Source organism: Gracilibacillus kekensis (assembly GCF_900143085.1).
GTDB classification, from domain to species: Bacteria; Bacillota; Bacilli; order Bacillales; family Amphibacillaceae; genus Gracilibacillus; species Gracilibacillus kekensis.
Genome location: NZ_FRCZ01000001.1, coordinates 907,362 through 925,056, shown reverse-complemented (window position 1 = coordinate 925,056; position 17,695 = coordinate 907,362). Strand labels below are relative to the sequence as shown.

15 protein-coding genes are annotated in these 17,695 nt (G+C 36.9%); 13 read left to right on the top strand and 2 right to left on the bottom strand.

What is annotated here, in order from left to right:
* Positions 1-538 precede the first annotated feature (538 nt).
* Entirely contained in the window at positions 539-2,842 is a 2,304-nt protein-coding gene (locus BUC25_RS04210) for an AraC family transcriptional regulator (protein WP_073199938.1), read from the bottom strand.
* A gap of 47 nt (positions 2,843-2,889) precedes the next feature.
* Entirely contained in the window at positions 2,890-3,546 is a 657-nt protein-coding gene (locus BUC25_RS04205) for a YesL family protein (protein ID WP_073199937.1), read from the bottom strand.
* Positions 3,547-3,933: 387 nt separating this feature from the next.
* On the opposite strand from BUC25_RS04205, the gene BUC25_RS04200 reads away from it, so the two are divergent.
* The 13 genes from BUC25_RS04200 (at position 3,934) to kduD (ending at position 17,559) form a co-directional block, all read left to right on the top strand.
* Positions 3,934-5,463: an extracellular solute-binding protein gene (locus tag BUC25_RS04200; RefSeq protein ID WP_073200497.1), complete on the top strand. Its 1,530-nt coding sequence runs from the start codon at positions 3,934-3,936 to the stop codon at positions 5,461-5,463.
* 898 nt (positions 5,464-6,361) lie between these two features.
* Complete coding sequence (locus BUC25_RS04195; protein ID WP_244535140.1) at positions 6,362-7,273, top strand: ABC transporter permease; 912 nt, start codon at positions 6,362-6,364, stop codon at positions 7,271-7,273.
* A gap of 29 nt (positions 7,274-7,302) precedes the next feature.
* Positions 7,303-8,184: a carbohydrate ABC transporter permease gene (locus tag BUC25_RS04190; RefSeq protein ID WP_073199933.1), complete on the top strand. Its 882-nt coding sequence runs from the start codon at positions 7,303-7,305 to the stop codon at positions 8,182-8,184.
* Positions 8,185-8,211: 27 nt separating this feature from the next.
* Positions 8,212-9,309 (top strand): hypothetical protein, encoded by a 1,098-nt coding sequence (locus tag BUC25_RS04185; RefSeq protein ID WP_073199932.1) that lies wholly within the window; start codon positions 8,212-8,214, stop codon positions 9,307-9,309.
* A 38-nt stretch (positions 9,310-9,347) separates the two neighbouring features.
* Positions 9,348-10,559: an MFS transporter gene (locus BUC25_RS04180; RefSeq protein ID WP_073199930.1), complete on the top strand. Its 1,212-nt coding sequence runs from the start codon at positions 9,348-9,350 to the stop codon at positions 10,557-10,559.
* On the top strand, positions 10,559-10,879 hold the full coding sequence (locus BUC25_RS04175) for a cupin domain-containing protein (RefSeq protein WP_073199928.1): 321 nt from the start codon (positions 10,559-10,561) through the stop codon (positions 10,877-10,879). Before BUC25_RS04180 ends, BUC25_RS04175 begins: the two co-directional genes overlap by 1 nt.
* A gap of 27 nt (positions 10,880-10,906) precedes the next feature.
* On the top strand, positions 10,907-12,475 hold the full coding sequence (locus BUC25_RS04170; protein WP_073199926.1) for a glycoside hydrolase family 43 protein: 1,569 nt from the start codon (positions 10,907-10,909) through the stop codon (positions 12,473-12,475).
* Positions 12,476-12,482: 7 nt separating this feature from the next.
* Positions 12,483-13,577: a glycoside hydrolase family 88/105 protein gene (locus BUC25_RS04165; protein WP_073199924.1), complete on the top strand. Its 1,095-nt coding sequence runs from the start codon at positions 12,483-12,485 to the stop codon at positions 13,575-13,577.
* The gene (locus BUC25_RS04160; protein WP_073199922.1) at positions 13,578-14,264 is read left to right on the top strand and encodes a rhamnogalacturonan acetylesterase; all 687 of its coding nucleotides are present in this window, start codon (positions 13,578-13,580) and stop codon (positions 14,262-14,264) included. It begins immediately after the preceding gene.
* Positions 14,261-14,905, top strand: coding sequence for a bifunctional 2-keto-4-hydroxyglutarate aldolase/2-keto-3-deoxy-6-phosphogluconate aldolase (locus BUC25_RS04155; protein WP_073199920.1), 645 nt, complete (start codon positions 14,261-14,263; stop codon positions 14,903-14,905). Before BUC25_RS04160 ends, BUC25_RS04155 begins: the two co-directional genes overlap by 4 nt.
* A complete protein-coding gene (locus tag BUC25_RS04150) occupies positions 14,902-15,912 on the top strand; it encodes a sugar kinase (RefSeq protein WP_073199918.1) in 1,011 nt (336 codons plus the stop codon). The genes BUC25_RS04155 and BUC25_RS04150 overlap by 4 nt, the downstream gene beginning before the upstream one ends.
* A gap of 21 nt (positions 15,913-15,933) precedes the next feature.
* Positions 15,934-16,764, top strand: coding sequence for a 5-dehydro-4-deoxy-D-glucuronate isomerase (kduI, locus tag BUC25_RS04145; protein WP_073199916.1), 831 nt, complete (start codon positions 15,934-15,936; stop codon positions 16,762-16,764).
* A gap of 12 nt (positions 16,765-16,776) precedes the next feature.
* Positions 16,777-17,559: a 2-dehydro-3-deoxy-D-gluconate 5-dehydrogenase KduD gene (kduD, locus tag BUC25_RS04140; RefSeq protein WP_073199915.1), complete on the top strand. Its 783-nt coding sequence runs from the start codon at positions 16,777-16,779 to the stop codon at positions 17,557-17,559.
* Positions 17,560-17,695 lie beyond the last annotated feature (136 nt).

The following is a 17,695-nucleotide window of genomic DNA, read 5'->3' as shown; positions in this document are numbered from 1 at the left end:
GAGATTTTATATGTGCTTTGCAACCGCTACGACTTGCCCGTTTTCCTTTCCGCGGGTTTTTACCCTAAGCTAACTTTTTAAGCAAAATTCGCTTAAAAGTGGATCTTAGGGTAAAAACATCCCGCAGGAGTGAAAACGGACGCCTTCGCTTTTCTATGCCCTTCAGCTAAAGCAAGAGGATGCATTTTTGCTTTTATCACCATCTTTTGTGGTAATTATTTGTAGAAAGAACCAAAAATATTAGCATTTACAAAAGTTGTAGAATTTCATTAAGCGTAGGCGCCCACTTCAACTCCTATGGGATCCTTTTTTCTGAAGATCCACTTTTTCATGCGTTTTTTGCATGAAAAAGTTAGCTGAAGGAAAAAGCCCATGGAAAGGGAAGTGGGCAAGCCGAAGCGATTTTAAGCACAAATTTCATCTCAAAATTACCACCCCATTTAGTGCGTAGTTTCCTTATAATGCGAAACAATATATATTTTATCGTGAATGTTTTTAATTTAGACAAATAGTATTTTTTAACCTCTTTGTAAATTTTTTACGCTTCTTTGGTTTTATATTGACTTCTGTATTTTCCAGGTGTTATGCCTTCCATTTTTCTAAAGGATCGAATAAAATTTTGTGAGTTATTATACTTTAGTTTTTCAGCTATTTCTTTTACGGACATATTTGTCGTGGTTAACCATTCTTTTGCCTTGTTTAAACGATAACGTAACAAATAATCACTAAAAGAATATCCTGTCTCTTTCTGAAAAATACTACTAAGATAGTTAGGGTTATAATGTAATTCTGCAGCAATTAAATCTAAAGAAATATCTTTATCATAATTGCTATGAATGATTCGTATCATCCTGTCAGAGATTTTCTTATTCTTAGAATCATCTCTTGCATCTACATTATCAATAAGCGGAAGAATGATCTGGTTAATAACCCAGTCATGGATTGCTTCAATAGACCTAAAGTTTTGATAATAAGTAATCATATCCGTAGACTGGAAACCCTCCACAGATGCTCCTAACAATTCCTTTAATTCATATAACTCATACAAAAACCTCGATAAAATAATTTCCAACTGTTGATGATGGATATCGTGACGATCCAGGTAATCGAAAAACTTAGTAAGTTCTGTTAAGGCTTGGTCCTTATCACTTAATTTAATCGCATCAAATATTTTGTTTTTAATAGCAGAAGGGTACGGAGCAACGCTGGAATAACGCCGGTTTAAATTTTCATAGAAAATAATCGACGACTCACCCATCTTTAAACGGTATTTTAACGCTTCCTTGCTTTCTCTGAATCCGCTGTTGGTAGCTTCTAAATCACTAAAGCGTGTACTGATACCAATACTAACTGATAAATGAAATAATTCTTTTACTTTTGATTGTATAAGTTTCACCTTTTGATTAATGGTATGTGTATAATCTGCTTCATTATCACACTCTGTAATAATTATAGTGGACTGTGTGTCATTGATCACTACTGGTGTGAATCTTTCACTGGTTGGAATTAAATCTTCTATTAAGTTATTAATGGCAAATAAAATAAGATCCTGATCATTGCTATTAAATCGTTCCTGATCAATTTCATCGATCTTTAAAGAAAATACTGTAATCCATGTCCATGTCTGGCTATAATGAAATGACTTTAACTTATGTGGTAATTCGCTCTTAGTTACTTTCCCTTGAAGCAATCGGATCATAAATAATTGTTTTAATTGGGTAACTTGACTTTGAACACGTCTTTCCAATAAATGATTTTGATCTAAGAGTTTTTCGATATGTGTTTCAATCAAATCAAATTCATTAGTTGTCTCAGAAGAAATGTCATGTTTTTCGCCAGTAGAATAGATAACATCTTTGAGCTTTTTAACTGGTCGATATAATACTTTACTGCCAATGAATGCGATACATAATGAAATAATTAATAGAATAGAAACAATCGTTAACGTTAACCAGCCAATAGAACTGGATCGCATATGTAAATCACTTAATTTCACTAAAGATATATAGGTCCAATTATTATAATTAGAGGTTTGATAGGAAATTTTAAAATCCGTACCATTAATTTGATATTCAAATTGACCTTCTAGTTCCTCGCGGTCAATCTCATTAAATAATGCATTAGGTATATAACCATCATCTCCCATATATTCCGTGTTACTGTGAGCGATCGTTTGATTGTTCTCGTCAAGGATAATAAATGATTCACTATCATTACTTTGAGCCATAATTTCATTTAACTCACAAATAGGGATAATGACAGAAATTAATCCTTCAGGCTTAGAGGATAAAATCGGAAGCTTTTTTACTAAGTTAATATAGTGAGAACAACTCTTCTTAGTTGCATTAGGTAAATGAATATGATCTGCTTCCTCCATCAGCCACACGGATTTCTCTGATAAACTCAAGTAATTCGTGTTTATTTGTTCATAGGTATCTCTATCTAGATTTACGAGCCCATTGTTATTAATCAGCCACCTATTTTCAAAGCTGACTAAAACGATATCCTCAATACCAGTCTCAATGGTTTGTAAGTGAATTAAGTCCTTCCGAAGTTTGTGAAATTCACTGAAGGAACTGGCATTCATATCTTGATTAATGAATTCTCTCGTTTGTGCAGAACGTATGAAATAAGTAGTAGATAAATCAATATAACGGAGCACTTGTTCCACATTTGTTTGAATTTGATAAATATTTTGTTTTTTTTCATCATTTGAATAGTCAACAATAGCTTTTGATGACTGCCAATACGATAGACCGCCTGTAATTATTACAGGAACCGTACTTAATATAATTAAAAAAGCAATCAATTGAAAATAATGTTTGGTTGAGAATTTTTTCATAAGTATACTTCCTCATATCGATATATTTTGTGTAACTAAGTATAGCGCTAGGAAGTTGAAAGGGTTGACTCCTCTATCTGTTCTTGTTGTTTTTTTAATAACTGATTAAAACCTATATTGATAACAAACATACTGATATAAGCACTTACACTAAAACTAAAGAAAAGTGTAATACCAGGGAATTTTAGGGAAGTGTAATACATTCCAGCTAAAACAGTTAGCGCACAGATAGAGTAATGTAAATTAACCGCTCCTATTGATACCGCATAACGAATATACTGCCAAAAACCAAGTTCATAATGGACAAACACTGGGCCAATATAAAGGATCAGCAAAACATAAAAAACACTTGCTAATATGAATATGCCAAAAAGCAAAGGATATAAGTCACTTTCACTCATCATTCCTGTATATTTCAAAAACACGGATAAAATGTACCCGATGACATAAAGTACGAGACCGAATAAATTGGAACGAAAGAAGTTACGTTTATATTCCTGAAAAAACAATTTATGAACAGGGAAATCAACTTCTTTTAAAACCCACTTCCGCACAACTGCAAACATAGCAATCGTTGCAGGCATAATCCCAAACAAGATGAAACCAATTAAAGTAAAAACGATCCATAGTATATTTAACCATGCAAATCGAGTAACCCATACACTAATCCGATAAAAACCGCCCCATATTCCTGTTAACTCCATGCAACCCCACCTATTTCTGTAAAATAAATGATAATATATATAGAATACTCGTTTCTTTCCAATCCGTAAATAGTAAAAATGAAGCGCTTTCAAAAAATAATCATCATATTAGTTGGGTGAAGGTCAGATATTTAAAGGAATATTTACTTTTTAGATAAACAAAATAATCATTTTTGCAGATGATTATTAACTAGAATAAATAATGATTGTTTTAAAAAAAATATTAAAATTAATGCTTTATAGGTAAGCGTTTTCAAGTAACTCTGATAAAGTGATTATATACAAAGAATTTTTAACTCCTTACTATTAATGGTGTACACGACATACTGCTGTACAAATCAAATAAAATCTCGGAGGGTGGTTAATTTGAGAAATTGGAAAACGGTAATGGGAATCATGTTTTTACTATTAATGCTTACATTAGTTGCATGTAATAGTGATAGTGCTTCAGAGGATGATAGTGACAACACTTCATCAGAAGAAAACACTAATGAGGAAGCAGAGGATGATTCAGGTGCAGAGGAATCAGAAGAGCCATATGCATTCACGATTATGGCAAACTTACACACACCAGAAGTTCCTAATGAAAAAGTATTAGAAAAAATTGAAGAAGCAACAAACACTGACATTGAGATTCAGTGGGTACCTGATAACAACTATGAAGATCGCTTAAATACAGCTTTTGCAACGAATTCACTACCTGAGGCAGTCTTTCTTAAGAACCAAGCGACATTTATTCAATTCCGTGATGCCATGGAAGATGAACAATTTTGGGAAGTCGGTCAATATTTAGATCAGTTCGAAAATCTATCCAAGCTTAAAAGTAATGTCCTTGATAATACGCGAGTTAACGGAAATCTTTATACATTATATCAAGGTCGTCCATTATCAAGACAAGGTTTAATTTATCGTAAGGATTGGGCTGATAATCTAGGGTTAGAAGCACCAACTACAACAGATGAATTCATGGAAATGGCTAGAGCCTTTACAGAAGATGATCCAGACGGAAATGGTGAAGATGATACATTTGGCGTAACAGATCGTAGTGATTTAATATATGGAGCATTTAAAACAGTTTCCTCATGGTTTGGTACTCCGAATAATTGGGGTGAAAAAGATGGGCAATTATTACCGGAATTTATGTTTGATGAATATAAACAGACCATGGATTTCTTTAGAGAAATGCATGAAAACGGATATATTAATCAAGATTTCCCAGTAACGAGTAAACCCGACCAGCAAGAATTCTTTAAAAACGGAACAGCAGGTATGTATGTAGGATCAATGGGGGACGTAGGAAGTCTCAACAATGACGCTGTTGCCATTAATCCGGATGTAGAGTTTGATGTTCACAATAATATTAAAGGGCCAGATGGTGAATTTGGTATTTGGGCAATTCCTGGTTATGGTAGTTTAATGATGTTTCCGAAAAGTGCAGTTGAAACGGAAGAAGATTTAATGAAAATTTTAGGCTTTATAGACCAACTAATGACACCCGAAGTAATGAACTATGCTTATTGGGGAATTGAAGGAGAACACTACGAAGTTCAAGAAGATCGTGCATTACCAACTGATGATCAATCATTATTTGATCGTGAGGTTAAACCATATCAAGCGCTTGAAATTGGTGAACCAGAGACAAATGGTAGATATGAAGGGTACTTCGACTACGAAGTGAAAGCAAAATCAGAAGAATTATTTAAAGACAATGAAAACTACCTAATCGAAGACCCTACTGTACCGTTATATTCTGAAACATATGTGAATGATGGTGCTATCTTACAAGAAGGTATTACGGATGCAACGTACCAATATATTTTAGGTCAAATTGATGAAGCAGGTTTCGATGCTGCCATCGAGAAATGGAAAAACGAAGGTGGAGATGCAATTATTGAGGAATTCAATGCATCAAACTAATTAAGTACAGAACAAATAGGGCTCTTAAAATTTAAATTTTAAGAGCCCCCTCTATATCACGAAAGAAAAGAAAGCATACAAAACATAAGAATATAAATCAAATTGATGTGTAAAGGAAGATACTGCGCAATATATGATGTGGTAATTTTGAAATTGTTTTAACTGGTTAACATCCGCTCCGGCTGCCCACTTTCCTTTCCGTGGGGTTTTCCCTTCAGCTAACTTTTTCAAGCAAAGAACGCATGAAAAAGTGGATCTTCAGGTAAAACATTCCCACAGGAGTGAAAGTGGGCGGCCTGCGCTATAAATATATTTTACAACGGTTGTAATAGATATCAATTCGAGCTTTCTAGAATTGTTTATTGTTTCGTCTACATGATGAGATAGAAGTCGTTATTTAAACTCTTGCGTTGTTGTAGAACTATACTTTGCGTAGGCGTCCACTTCGACTCCTAGGGGATTAGCTGAAGCCGCGCCCCCTGGTATAGGATACACTGCGAAAGCTTGCTTGAGCAGATGTTGACTTAAGCCCGTGGTAAAAGCGAAGTGGGCAAGCCGGAGCGGTTGTTACACTCATATTTTCTATCAAAGTTACTACAACGCAAAAATTTACTTTACAGCAACCTTTGTATTAAGCAGGTTGTTTGATGATTAAGGATGAAGGTGGGAGATGATCATTATGTTATGTTAGTTGCTTGTATGAACTAATACTTCCACGAAAATACCTGTACAACAGTGATTGAAGTAACTCGTAAGATAATGATTATTTACGTTATATATCCTTTTAACGTACGATTTGAATAAGCCAAGGTAATAGAAAAGAAAACTTTGAGAAAGGATACTGCTTATGGAATCAACTACACTTACCGCAAAAGAAGAATCAAAACAAGTAAAAAGAATGAAACGATCAGAAACATGGAGAAAAGTGAAGCGCAACAAAATGATTTATTTAATGATTCTGCCAGGTTTGATTTACTTTTTAATTTATAAATACTTACCAATGTATGGATTAATTATTTCGTTTCAAGATTATAAACCATATAAAGGTATATCGGAAAGTGAATGGGTGGGATTTGAGCATTTCACAAGGTTATTTACAAGTTCTGAATTTTGGATGATTTTTAAAAACACTTTAGTATTATTTGGTCTTCAAGTATTTATCTTTTTTCCAATACCGATCATTATTTCGTTAATGTTAAATGAAGTACGACATAGTTTTTTTAAACGAGGTGTTCAGACGCTTATTTACATTCCACACTTTATGTCATGGGTTGTAATTGTCTCGATTTCTTATGTAATGCTAACCCTTGATGGCGGTATTGTAAACGCTATCGTGGATTCGTTAGGGTTTGAAAAAATCAACTTCTTACTAAACGATGCTTGGTTTCGGCCAATGTATATTTTACAGGTAATATGGCGGGAAGCTGGTTGGGGTACGATTATTTTCTTAGCAGCGATAACTGCGGTTGATCCTCAATTATATGAAGCAGCACGAATGGATGGAGCAAATCGTTTCAGACAAATGTGGCATATTACGATACCAGCTATTCGAAACGTCATTATTGTCTTGTTAATTTTAAAAATTGGCGATGTTTTAGAGTTAGGGTTCGAGCATGTTTATTTATTACTTAATGCATCTAACCGTAATGTGGCGGAAATTTTTGACACATATGTCTATGTGGCCGGTTTACAGCAAGGTCAATTTAGTTATAGTACAGCAGTCGGTTTCTTTAAAGGTATAGTCGGTTTAATAATGGTTGTATTTGCGAACTGGCTAGCGAAGAGATTTGACGAGGAAGGCATTTACTAATAAATACAACAATAAGCGAGGTGTAAAAAATGGCAAAACAACGAAGAATCTCTGCCGGTAGTAGAGTATTTGATTACTTTAATTATTTTTTATTAGCACTGTTAGCTTTGATAACGATATTACCATTTATTCATGTTGTTGGTAGTTCGTTTGCTACAAGTGCAGAAGTTGCCAGAACTAAATTTTTATTATTTCCAACGGAATTTTCATTAAAGGCTTACGAGTATATTTTTTCAACAGATACGATATTTAGAGCTTTAGGCGTATCAGTAATTATAACGGTGGGAGGAACATTATGGAGCATGTTTTTCTCTACCTTAACCGCGTATGGGTTATCAAGGAGAGACCTTGTTGGAAGACGTGCGATAAATTTTATGATTGTTTTCACATTATTGTTTAATGGCGGAATGATTCCAACCTTCTTGGTAGTTCAGCAAACCGGTTTATTGAATACGTTATGGGCACTTGTCATACCTGTTACGATTAATGCGTTTAATATGATTATATTGCGAAGTTTCTTTATGAATTTACCAGCAGGTTTGGAAGAATCAGCAAAGATAGATGGTGCTAATGATTTCAGTATTTTATTTCGAATCGTTATCCCGATTTCATTACCAGCGATTGCAACGATCTCTTTATTTTATGCCGTAACCTATTGGAACACGTATATGCATGCGATTCTCTACTTAGCAGATGCAGATAAATGGCCCGTGCAAGTATTGCTAAGACAAATTGTTGTGTTGGCGAGCGGGATGAACTATGACGCAGAAGCTTATTCCGATGTACCACCTCCAGAGGTAACGGTAAAAATGGCAACCATTGTAGTTGCGACAGTACCTGTATTACTTGTCTATCCATTTTTGCAAAAATACTTTGCGAAGGGTGCCTTGTTAGGATCTGTTAAAGGTTAATGGTGTCAAGGAGAGGAAGTATCAACAATGAATTGGAGAGAACAGCAACAATTACAATTAGATGGTATGTTTCATGGATTGTTTTATTGGCTGCAAAAGCAGTTTGATCCTGTAACAGGTGGGTTTTATTATGCAAGGAGTTCGGTTAGTGATGACCGATTTACACCCGATATAGAATCGACAGCACAGGCGCTCAATATTTTATTGAGGTATAACCTTTTGGAAGGGATGCCCTTTGCAACTAAAAGTAAGGTTATTCAGTTCTTCCAGTCGAAACAGGGGGAGCATACCGGTTATTTTTATGATAATAATCCACAAATGGCAAAAGACGAAGTAATGGTCCATCGGGCATTAAATTATGCCTATCATTCTTTGAAAAGACTTGGAGCTGAACCGTTATATAAGATGCCGGTGGAGGTAAAGCAAGCGCCCGCCTACACGAAATCATTAGAGGCTTACCAAGAAAAATGGGGAAGTATTGATTTACGAAACAGTTGGCGTGGTTGTGACCTCTTAGCTTCTTCCACCGTTTACATCGCTCAAATGGAGGAAAATAAGAGAGATAAATTTGTGCAGGCAATGACGAGGTTACTAGCAGAAATACAAGATCCCAAAACAGGTTTATGGGGGAAAGGTTCGTTATATGTCCGACTTTCCGGCACTTTTAAATTACACACCTTTTACCGGAAATATCAGATACCGATGCCGAACCAGGAAAAGATTTATCAAAGCATTTTAGCATGTTTGCGAACCGAAGATGCAGTAGATATGTGCTATATTCGTAATCCGATAGATTTATTATCGTATCTTCAAAAAGAGATTCCTGAGCAGGAATTAGAAGAGATTACAAGAATCACGATTACAAATATGGAACGATTAAAAAGAAAGGATGGGGCATTTTCCAGAGAATTAAAACACTCTCCCAAAGCACCAAATGTCGCCCAAGTAAAAGCAGATGATTATTATCCGAATATGCCAGAGCCCGTTGAAATAGGATTAGGTCTTTGTGAAGGTGATATGAATGCAACGACTCAGGCAACCTTAATTCGTCAACAAATACATCAGTTATGGGGGATAACTCCAAATCGATTAATAAGCAGTGATCAATTTTGGCAATTATGGTGATTGTGATCTAAAAACGTTGACAGAAAGAAGTGTACCGCTTGATTCAACAGATGAAACAGAAGCAGGAAAAACGACTATCAGCCCATGCTGTCAATATTTTAATTAATCATGCAATTTTTCAATTCGGTGGTTCGTTATCGATTATATTTGTGAACTTATATTTGTGGCGCTTGACGAATAGTTTATGGGTTAATGGCTTGTATAACTTAATTGCGATTTTAACTCAAGCAGTGACCACTTTTTCAATTGGAAAAATGTCTAAGAAAAAAGGCAGAACGACGATTTACCGCTATGGCATTTTGATGACAGCGCTGTTTTATTTACTTATTGTTATGGTGCAAGAAGAGATTGTTACCTATTTTTATTTGTTCGCATTACTTCGTGGCATTGCTCAGGGCTTATATTGGGTCGCTTATTTTACGATCGTCCATGAAGTGTCATCTAATCAAAATAGGCACCGTTATTTAGGTTGGAATCAGATCGTAATGGGATCGACTAACTTAATCGCCCCAGCATTAGCTGGATTTATGATTAGTCTTTTTAATGGATTGGCAGGGTATTTACTCGTTTTTTCAATTGCTTTTTTGATGTTTTTTGTGGCAACCCTTAGAAGCTTTCAAATTAAAAAGGAATCGATTCGTCATCGGAATTATTATATGAAGTATCTCGGGCAAATTGTGGAACGAAATAAAGCGTTTCGAAATGCGTTAATTGGTTGGTTTATTATTGGCTTTCCCCAAGGGATTCTTATGTATATACCAGCGATTTTAATTTATAGCATTTTTGAAAATGAAAGTATTGTCGGTTATTTAAATGCTTTATTTTTAGCAGTATCAATACTCGCAAGCTTTATTATCTCACGTTTTGCCAATATTCAACAAACGAAGAAATACTTATGGATAGCAGCTACCGGATTTTTGGCATCTGGATTATTTTTAACGTGGGAAATTGCGATTGTCAGTGTCATTCTTTTTATGGTGACCCAAAATGTATTTAAACCGTTACAGGCAAATGCATATGCGGCCTATTATTTCGAGTGGTTAGATCGGATTCCCTTAGGAATTGAATTCCGTGTAGAGTCAGTCGTGTTGCGAGAAACGATAATTAATATCGGAAGAGGATTAGGGATCATCGTCTTTATGATCTTCTCTAATGAAATTGATACGAACACAGTGGCGTATGTGATTGTACTGGCGATGTCGATTCAATTTATTCTACCGATCATTACGAAACTGAAGGAGGAATCATAATGGCAGTTAATCAATGGGAACAGGCAGAACCAGGAGTGAAAAGAAAAATCCATGCACCTGGAAAGCAAGTAATGATGATGGAAGTAGTATTTGAAAAGGGGGCAAAAGGATCTAGCCATAGCCATCCACACGAACAATTAACATATTGCTTATCAGGCAAGCTCGCCTTTCATATCGATGGAAAAGAAATCGTGATCGAAAAAGGGGATTCACTTCATATCCCCTCCAATGCGGAACATGGAGTGACGGCATTAGAAGATAGTCAGTTACTCGACGTGTTTACACCATTACGAGAGGATTTACTATGTAACAATAAATGAACGAAATCTTTTTAGGCAGGTGAAGGCATGAAAACATTTAAAAATCCAATTATACCAGGTTTTTATCCTGACCCCTCTATTTGTAGAGTTGGGGAGGATTATTATTTGGTAACCTCAAGTTTCGAATATTTCCCTGGTGTACCCATCTTTCATAGTAAGGACCTTGTTCACTGGAGGCAGATTGGTCATGTCCTGGATCGTCCGGAGCAGCTGAATTTAGATCAAACCCCAAATTCTCGGGGGATTTATGCTCCTACCATCCGTTACCATAACGGTATATTTTATATGATTACTACGTTTGTTGTCAGTAAGAAAGGTGCTAGACGAAATTTTTATGTAACTGCAGAAGATCCTGCTGGTTCTTGGTCAGACCCTATATGGCTGGAAGGTGCTCCCGGGATTGATCCGTCGTTCTTTTTTGATGACGATGGAAAAGTTTATTATACCGGTAATCGTAAACCACCCGAAGGTCAGCGCTATCTAAAGCATAATGAGATTTGGTTACAGGAACTTGATTTGGAGAAAAAGCAATTAGTTGGACCAACGTATAGTTTATGGGATGGTGCTTTGAAAAATGCCCATGCCCAGGAAGCGCCACATCTATATAAAATAAATGGCTGGTATTATTTAATGATTGCTGAAGGTGGCACAGGGCATACACATGCAGTCACGATCGCCAGGAGTCGAAATGTTACAGGCCCTTATGAAATGACAGAGACCAATCCAGTTTTAACACATCGGCATTTAGGAAAAAATCATCCGATTGTAAACGTCGGTCATGCCGATATTGTCGAGACACAAAATGGAGATTGGTGGATGGTCTGCCTCGCTTCAAGACCATATGGGGGATATTACCGGAATCTCGGTCGTGAAACATTTCTAGTACCTTTCGACTGGGAAGATGGCTGGCCTATTGTAAACAAAGGAAAAGGAATGATTGAATCGAGAGTAGAATTTCCAAACCTGCAAGAACATAAATGGCCGGAAAGCTCTTATGTTGATTCATTTGAATCAGCACAGCTGGATGACAAGTGGAATTTTTTGCGAACGCCTAGAGGAGAGTTTTGGTCACTTACGGAACGTCCAGGTTATCTACGATTAAGGGCTAAAAAAGAAACAATTAGGGAAGAAGAAAATCCTGCCTTTATCGGAAGAAGACAACAACATATTCATTTTTTTGTACAAACAGTCATGGAGTTTCGGCCAAAGTCGGCACATGAAACAGCAGGAATCGTTTTGTTGCAAAATCAGGATTTTCAGTTTCGTGTAGAAGTGTTATTGGAAGATCAGCAGCGAATGATTCGATTAATAAGAAGAGAAGCTGGTGTGGAACAAGTTATTGAAAAGCAACCAATAGAAGCTAAGAAAATATATATGAAAGTAGAAGCAATTGGTCAAGATTACCGTTTTTATTACTCTACAGACCCATTTGACTGGAAGCAGCTCGCTCATAATGTCGATGGGAGAATTCTAAGCACAGATGTTGCGGGTGGATTTGTTGGAGCATATATCGGCATGTATTGTTCTGGCAATGGAAAAGAAAGTGAGAATTACGCTGATTTTGATTGGTTTGAATATCATGGAATAGAGGAGTGAGAGACGGATGACGGTACAGCAATTAACAGCATTAGATTGGGCTAAGGCAGCATGTGATACCTTAATGAACCAGTTCCGGCCTGTTAAATTACCGCCAAGAGACCGTTGGCATTATCATCAAGGTGTTTTTCTTTGTGGCATGCAGGATGTGTTTTCGTACACAGGGGAAGAGAAGTATTTTGATTATTATAAGGAATATGTAGATTGTTTAGTAGATGAGCAAGGTAATTTTTATTTTGCCAGAAGTGAATTGGATGCGATCCAACCAGGGTTGCTATTATTACCTTTATATAAAGAAACGAAGGATAAACGATATAAAATTGCTGCTTCGAAACTCAGACATTTATTAAATACATTAAACAAAACAAAAGAAGGTGGTTTCTGGCATAAGGACAAATATCCTTATCAAATGTGGCTTGATGGCTTATATATGGCAGGCCCATTCGCTATCCAATATGGTCAAATGTTTGATGAGCCGGAATTAATTGATCTTGTAATGGAACAAGAACGGTTAATGCGTACGTATACTAAGAAGGAAAATGGTCTCTATTATCACGGTTATGATGAAAGTAAACAAACACCATGGTCGACAGAAAAAGGTCATGCTCCAGAAATATGGGGAAGAGCTCTTGGTTGGTATAGCATGGTGACAACGAATTTTATCGAAATGTTACCGGTTCATCATCCAAAGCGAGAGGAATTAAAAAAAGTCGTAAAAGAGTTAATCGATGCCATCATTACATTCCAGGATGAACATACAGGTTTGTGGTATCAAGTAGTTGATAAAGCAAGTAAACCGGATAATTATTTAGAAAGCTCCTGTTCTTGTTTGTTCACCTATGCAATAGCTAAGGCAGTGAATATGGATTACATTGACAAAACGTATTGGAAAGCTGCCGAAAAAGCCTACCAAGGATTAATAGAGCATAAGGTGGAAGTGGATCAGCAGGGAGGGTTCCAGTTAAAAGACATTTGTATTGGCACATCTATCGGCACTTACGACTATTACGTGCAACGCGAAACAAGTACAAACGATTTACATGGAGTCGGTGCATTTGTATTAGCGAGTATTCAAATGCAAATCGGAAATGAGGATAGGTAAATGCAATTATTATTAGCTGGTGACTCGACAATGGAAAAGGTTGAAGATTCAAAATATCCTAGAATGGGATGGGGGCAAGTATTGAGTCAATATTTCACCAATGATATCCAAGTGAAAAATCATGCAGCCTCTGGTCGGAGCACAAAATCATTTATCAGTGAAGGTAGATGGGATAGGTTGGAGCAGGATTCCAAAAAGGGTGATTATGTGCTTATTCAATTTGGCCACAATGATCAAAAGCAAGATCGAGAACGGGCCACAGAACCTTTTACAAGCTATCAGGATAACCTTCGTTTTTTCATCAGTCGAGCGCATTCTTTTGATATAACACCTATTCTTTTAACGTCTATTGCCAGAAGACACTTTGATAAAGAAGGGAACCTATTAGAAACGCATGGGGTCTATCCACAAGCTGTTCGGGAACTTGCAAAAGAAGAAAATATCGTATGCATTGATATGTTGGCTAGAACAAGAGAAGTATTACAACAGGCGGGTGATGAGCAATCGAAACAGTGGTTTATGAGGTTAGAGCCTGGTGAATATCGAGCATACCCTGATGGAGAGAAAGACGATACCCATTTAAGTGAAAAAGGAGCACATCAACATTGTCACATTTTTGTTCGTGAATTAATACGTCTAGGTCATCCAATTGCGCATTTCGCCACTGGAAATGGGGTGAGCTCATGAGGAAATTAAATGTTTTAAGCAATCTTAAAGCACAAAAAATCGTAGCAGTGATCCGGACAGATACAGTGGACCAAGCAATAAAGGCAGCAGATGCATGTATTACAGGTGGTATAAAAATAATAGAATTAACATATTCCATCCCGCATGTTGAGAAGGCAGTGGAGAGCCTGCAGCAAAACTATCAAGATGATCCACAAGTCTCGATTGGTGTAGGCACGGTGCTGGATCCCTATACCGCGAGACAAGCAATTTTTGCAGGGGCCACTTTTATCGTTGGACCATCTTTTGATAAAGAAACAGCTAAACTATGTAATTTGTATCAAATTCCTTATATGCCCGGATGTCTAACGGTGACAGAAGTGAAGGAGGCAATGGAAGCAGGAGCAGATGTCGTAAAAATATTTCCGGGAAGTAATCTAGGACCTGCTTTTTTAAAAGCGATTCACGCACCTTTTCCACAAGCAAATATGATGCCTACTGGAGGGGTGGATCTCGAAAATGTCCAGGAATGGTTGAATCACGGAGCTTTTGCAGTAGGAATTGGGGGCAATTTAATAACACCAGCGAAAGATGGAGATTATCAAAAAATCATCGAGTTAGCGAAAGAGTACGTCAGAAAAGTAAAAGAGGTTACGCCATGAAGGTGTTAACATTTGGCGAAATGCTGCTCCGTTTATCATCAGATCCGACTGTGAAATTACCGCAAACCAATCAGTTATTCTTTTATTATGGTGGTGCTGAAGCAAATGTTGCCGTTTCTTTAGCTCATTTAGGAGTACCGACAGAGTATCTGACAAAGGTTCCTGATAACAATATTGGAGATGGCTGTAAACAATACTTATTATCAAATCATGTTTCAATAAATCATCTATTGCTTGGTGGTGATCGACTTGGTCTTTATTTTGTAGAAACAGGAATTGCAAATCGGGTAAGTAACGTCACGTATGACCGGAAATATTCAAGTTTTTCTAAAGTGAAAGCAGAGGAGTTTGACTGGGATACGATTTTAGCAGATGTCGACCTTTTTCATACAACAGGCATTACATTAGCATTATCGCAGGAATTACGTGATATTACGTTACATGCGATGCAAGCTGCAAAAGAAAAAGGTATAAAAGTTAGTTTCGATTTTAATTATCGTGCTAAGCTCTGGTCACAGACAGAGGCGAAAAATGCATTTGAGCAGGTTTTAGACTATGTCGATATAGCATTTTGTAATCATATGGATGCGATCTATTTATTAGGTATCACACAAGCGGAAGCAGATTGGGATGAGGAACAGCAATTAAACTATTATTACCAAAATATCCAAAAGAAATATCCATCTATTCGTTATCTTGCATCCACTACAAGAAAAGTATTTTCTTCTTCCAAACATTTATTACAAGGGAATCTATTTGCTAATGGCAGGTTATATCGAAGTTCAGAATATGCGATTGAGCCAGTTGTTGATCGAATTGGTGGGGGGGATGCCTATGCAGCAGGGATCATCTTTAGCTACTTAAATCAATGGCAGGAAAACAAAATGGTCTCTTTTGCAATTGCAAATGCTGTCTTAAAACATACCATTAAAGGAGATGGAAATGTGTTCAAAGCAGAAGAAGTGGAGCAATTTATGGGAACTGTAAATCAAGAGATTAGTAGATAATCTTAATAGGAGGAATGAATCATGGAAGTACGTTATGCCAATCACCCAGAGGAAATAAGAAGATATAATACCGATGAATTAAGAGAAAAATTTTTAGTAGAAAAATTATTTGAAGCAGGAAAAGTGCACTTAACTTACACCCATGTTGATCGTATGATATTCGGTGGCGTGACACCTGCGTCAGAAGAATTAACAATTACACTGGATAAGCAACTGGGAGTAGATTATTTCCTGGAGCGGAGAGAATTAGGAATTATTAATATTGGTAATCCTGGTTACGTTGTCTTAGATGGAGAAAGGTATGAGATGAAACGTCATGACGGTTTATATGTCAGTCGTGGTACCAAAGAAGTTTGGTTTGGTTCGAACGATCCGGCAAACCCTGCTAAATTTTACACGTTATCATCGCCCGCTCACCATACGTATCCAACAGTGAAAATTGATATTAAAGACATTAAGCCTTTAGAGTTGGGGGAATCTGGAACATTAAATGAAAGAAAAATTCATCAATATATTCACCCTAATGTATGTGAAAGCTGTCAGCTGCAAATGGGCTTAACCATGCTGCAACCGGGAAGCGTCTGGAACACGATGCCTGCTCATACGCATGATCGTCGTAGTGAAGTCTATCTCTATTTTGATATGGAAGAGGATACACGTGCCTTTCATTTCATGGGGGAACCAAGTGAAACAAGACATCTTATTCTCAAAAATGAACAAGCGGTCATTTCGCCAAGCTGGTCGATACATTGTGGAACGGCAACAAGTAATTATACGTTTATCTGGGGAATGTGCGGCGAAAACATTACCTATACGGACATGGATCACATAAAAATGGAGGAATTACGCTAAGGAGGATGTTTTATGGGTGAAGGTTTACAGGATTTTTCAATAGATTATTTTTCTTTAAAAGGAAAAACAGCGATTATCACAGGGGGAAATACAGGATTAGGGCAAGCCTATACCATTGCGCTTGCGAAAGCTGGTGCCAATGTATTTGTCGTAACACATGGCACCAATTGGGGAGAAACAAAAGGATTTCTACGAGATGTGGAAGCTAAAGTGGAATTCTATCAAGCAGATTTAGCGGCTCGTGATCAACTTCAAAAGATTGTGCCCGCGTGTTTAGAGAAATTTAATTCTGTAGATATTCTTGTTAATAATGCTGGTACGATACGACGAAATTCAATATTAGAGTATAAGGATGAGGATTGGGATGAGGTATTGGCATTAAATCTAGATGCAGTCTATTTATTAAGTCAAGCTGCAGCCAAAGTGATGGTTAGCCAAAGCTCAGGAAAAATTATTAATATAGCCTCCATGCTTTCTTTTCAAGGTGGTAAATTCATTCCACCGTATACCGCAAGCAAGCATGCTGTCGCAGGTTTAACCAAATCATTTGCAAACGAATTGGCGGAACATGGTGTTCAAGTAAATGCAATTGCACCGGGATATTTTGCCACAAAAAACACTGCCCCTATTCGAGAAGATGAGAAAAGAAATGCAGAGATTTTATCGCGCATCCCTGCAGGTTATTGGGCAGATCCAAGCGATTTAATGGGTACCGTTGTTTACTTAGCAAGCAAAGCCTCGGATTATATGAACGGCCATGTTCTGGCTGTCGATGGTGGCTGGTTGGCAAGATAAGTGCAAATGACTAGCTTTATATGAAGCTAGTCATTTCTATATGATCACTTAATTAGCGAAAGTGCCCGGATTATGGATAAAAGTGCCCGGAAAGACAAAAAAGTGCCCGAAAAATCATGAAAAGTGCCCGAAATAT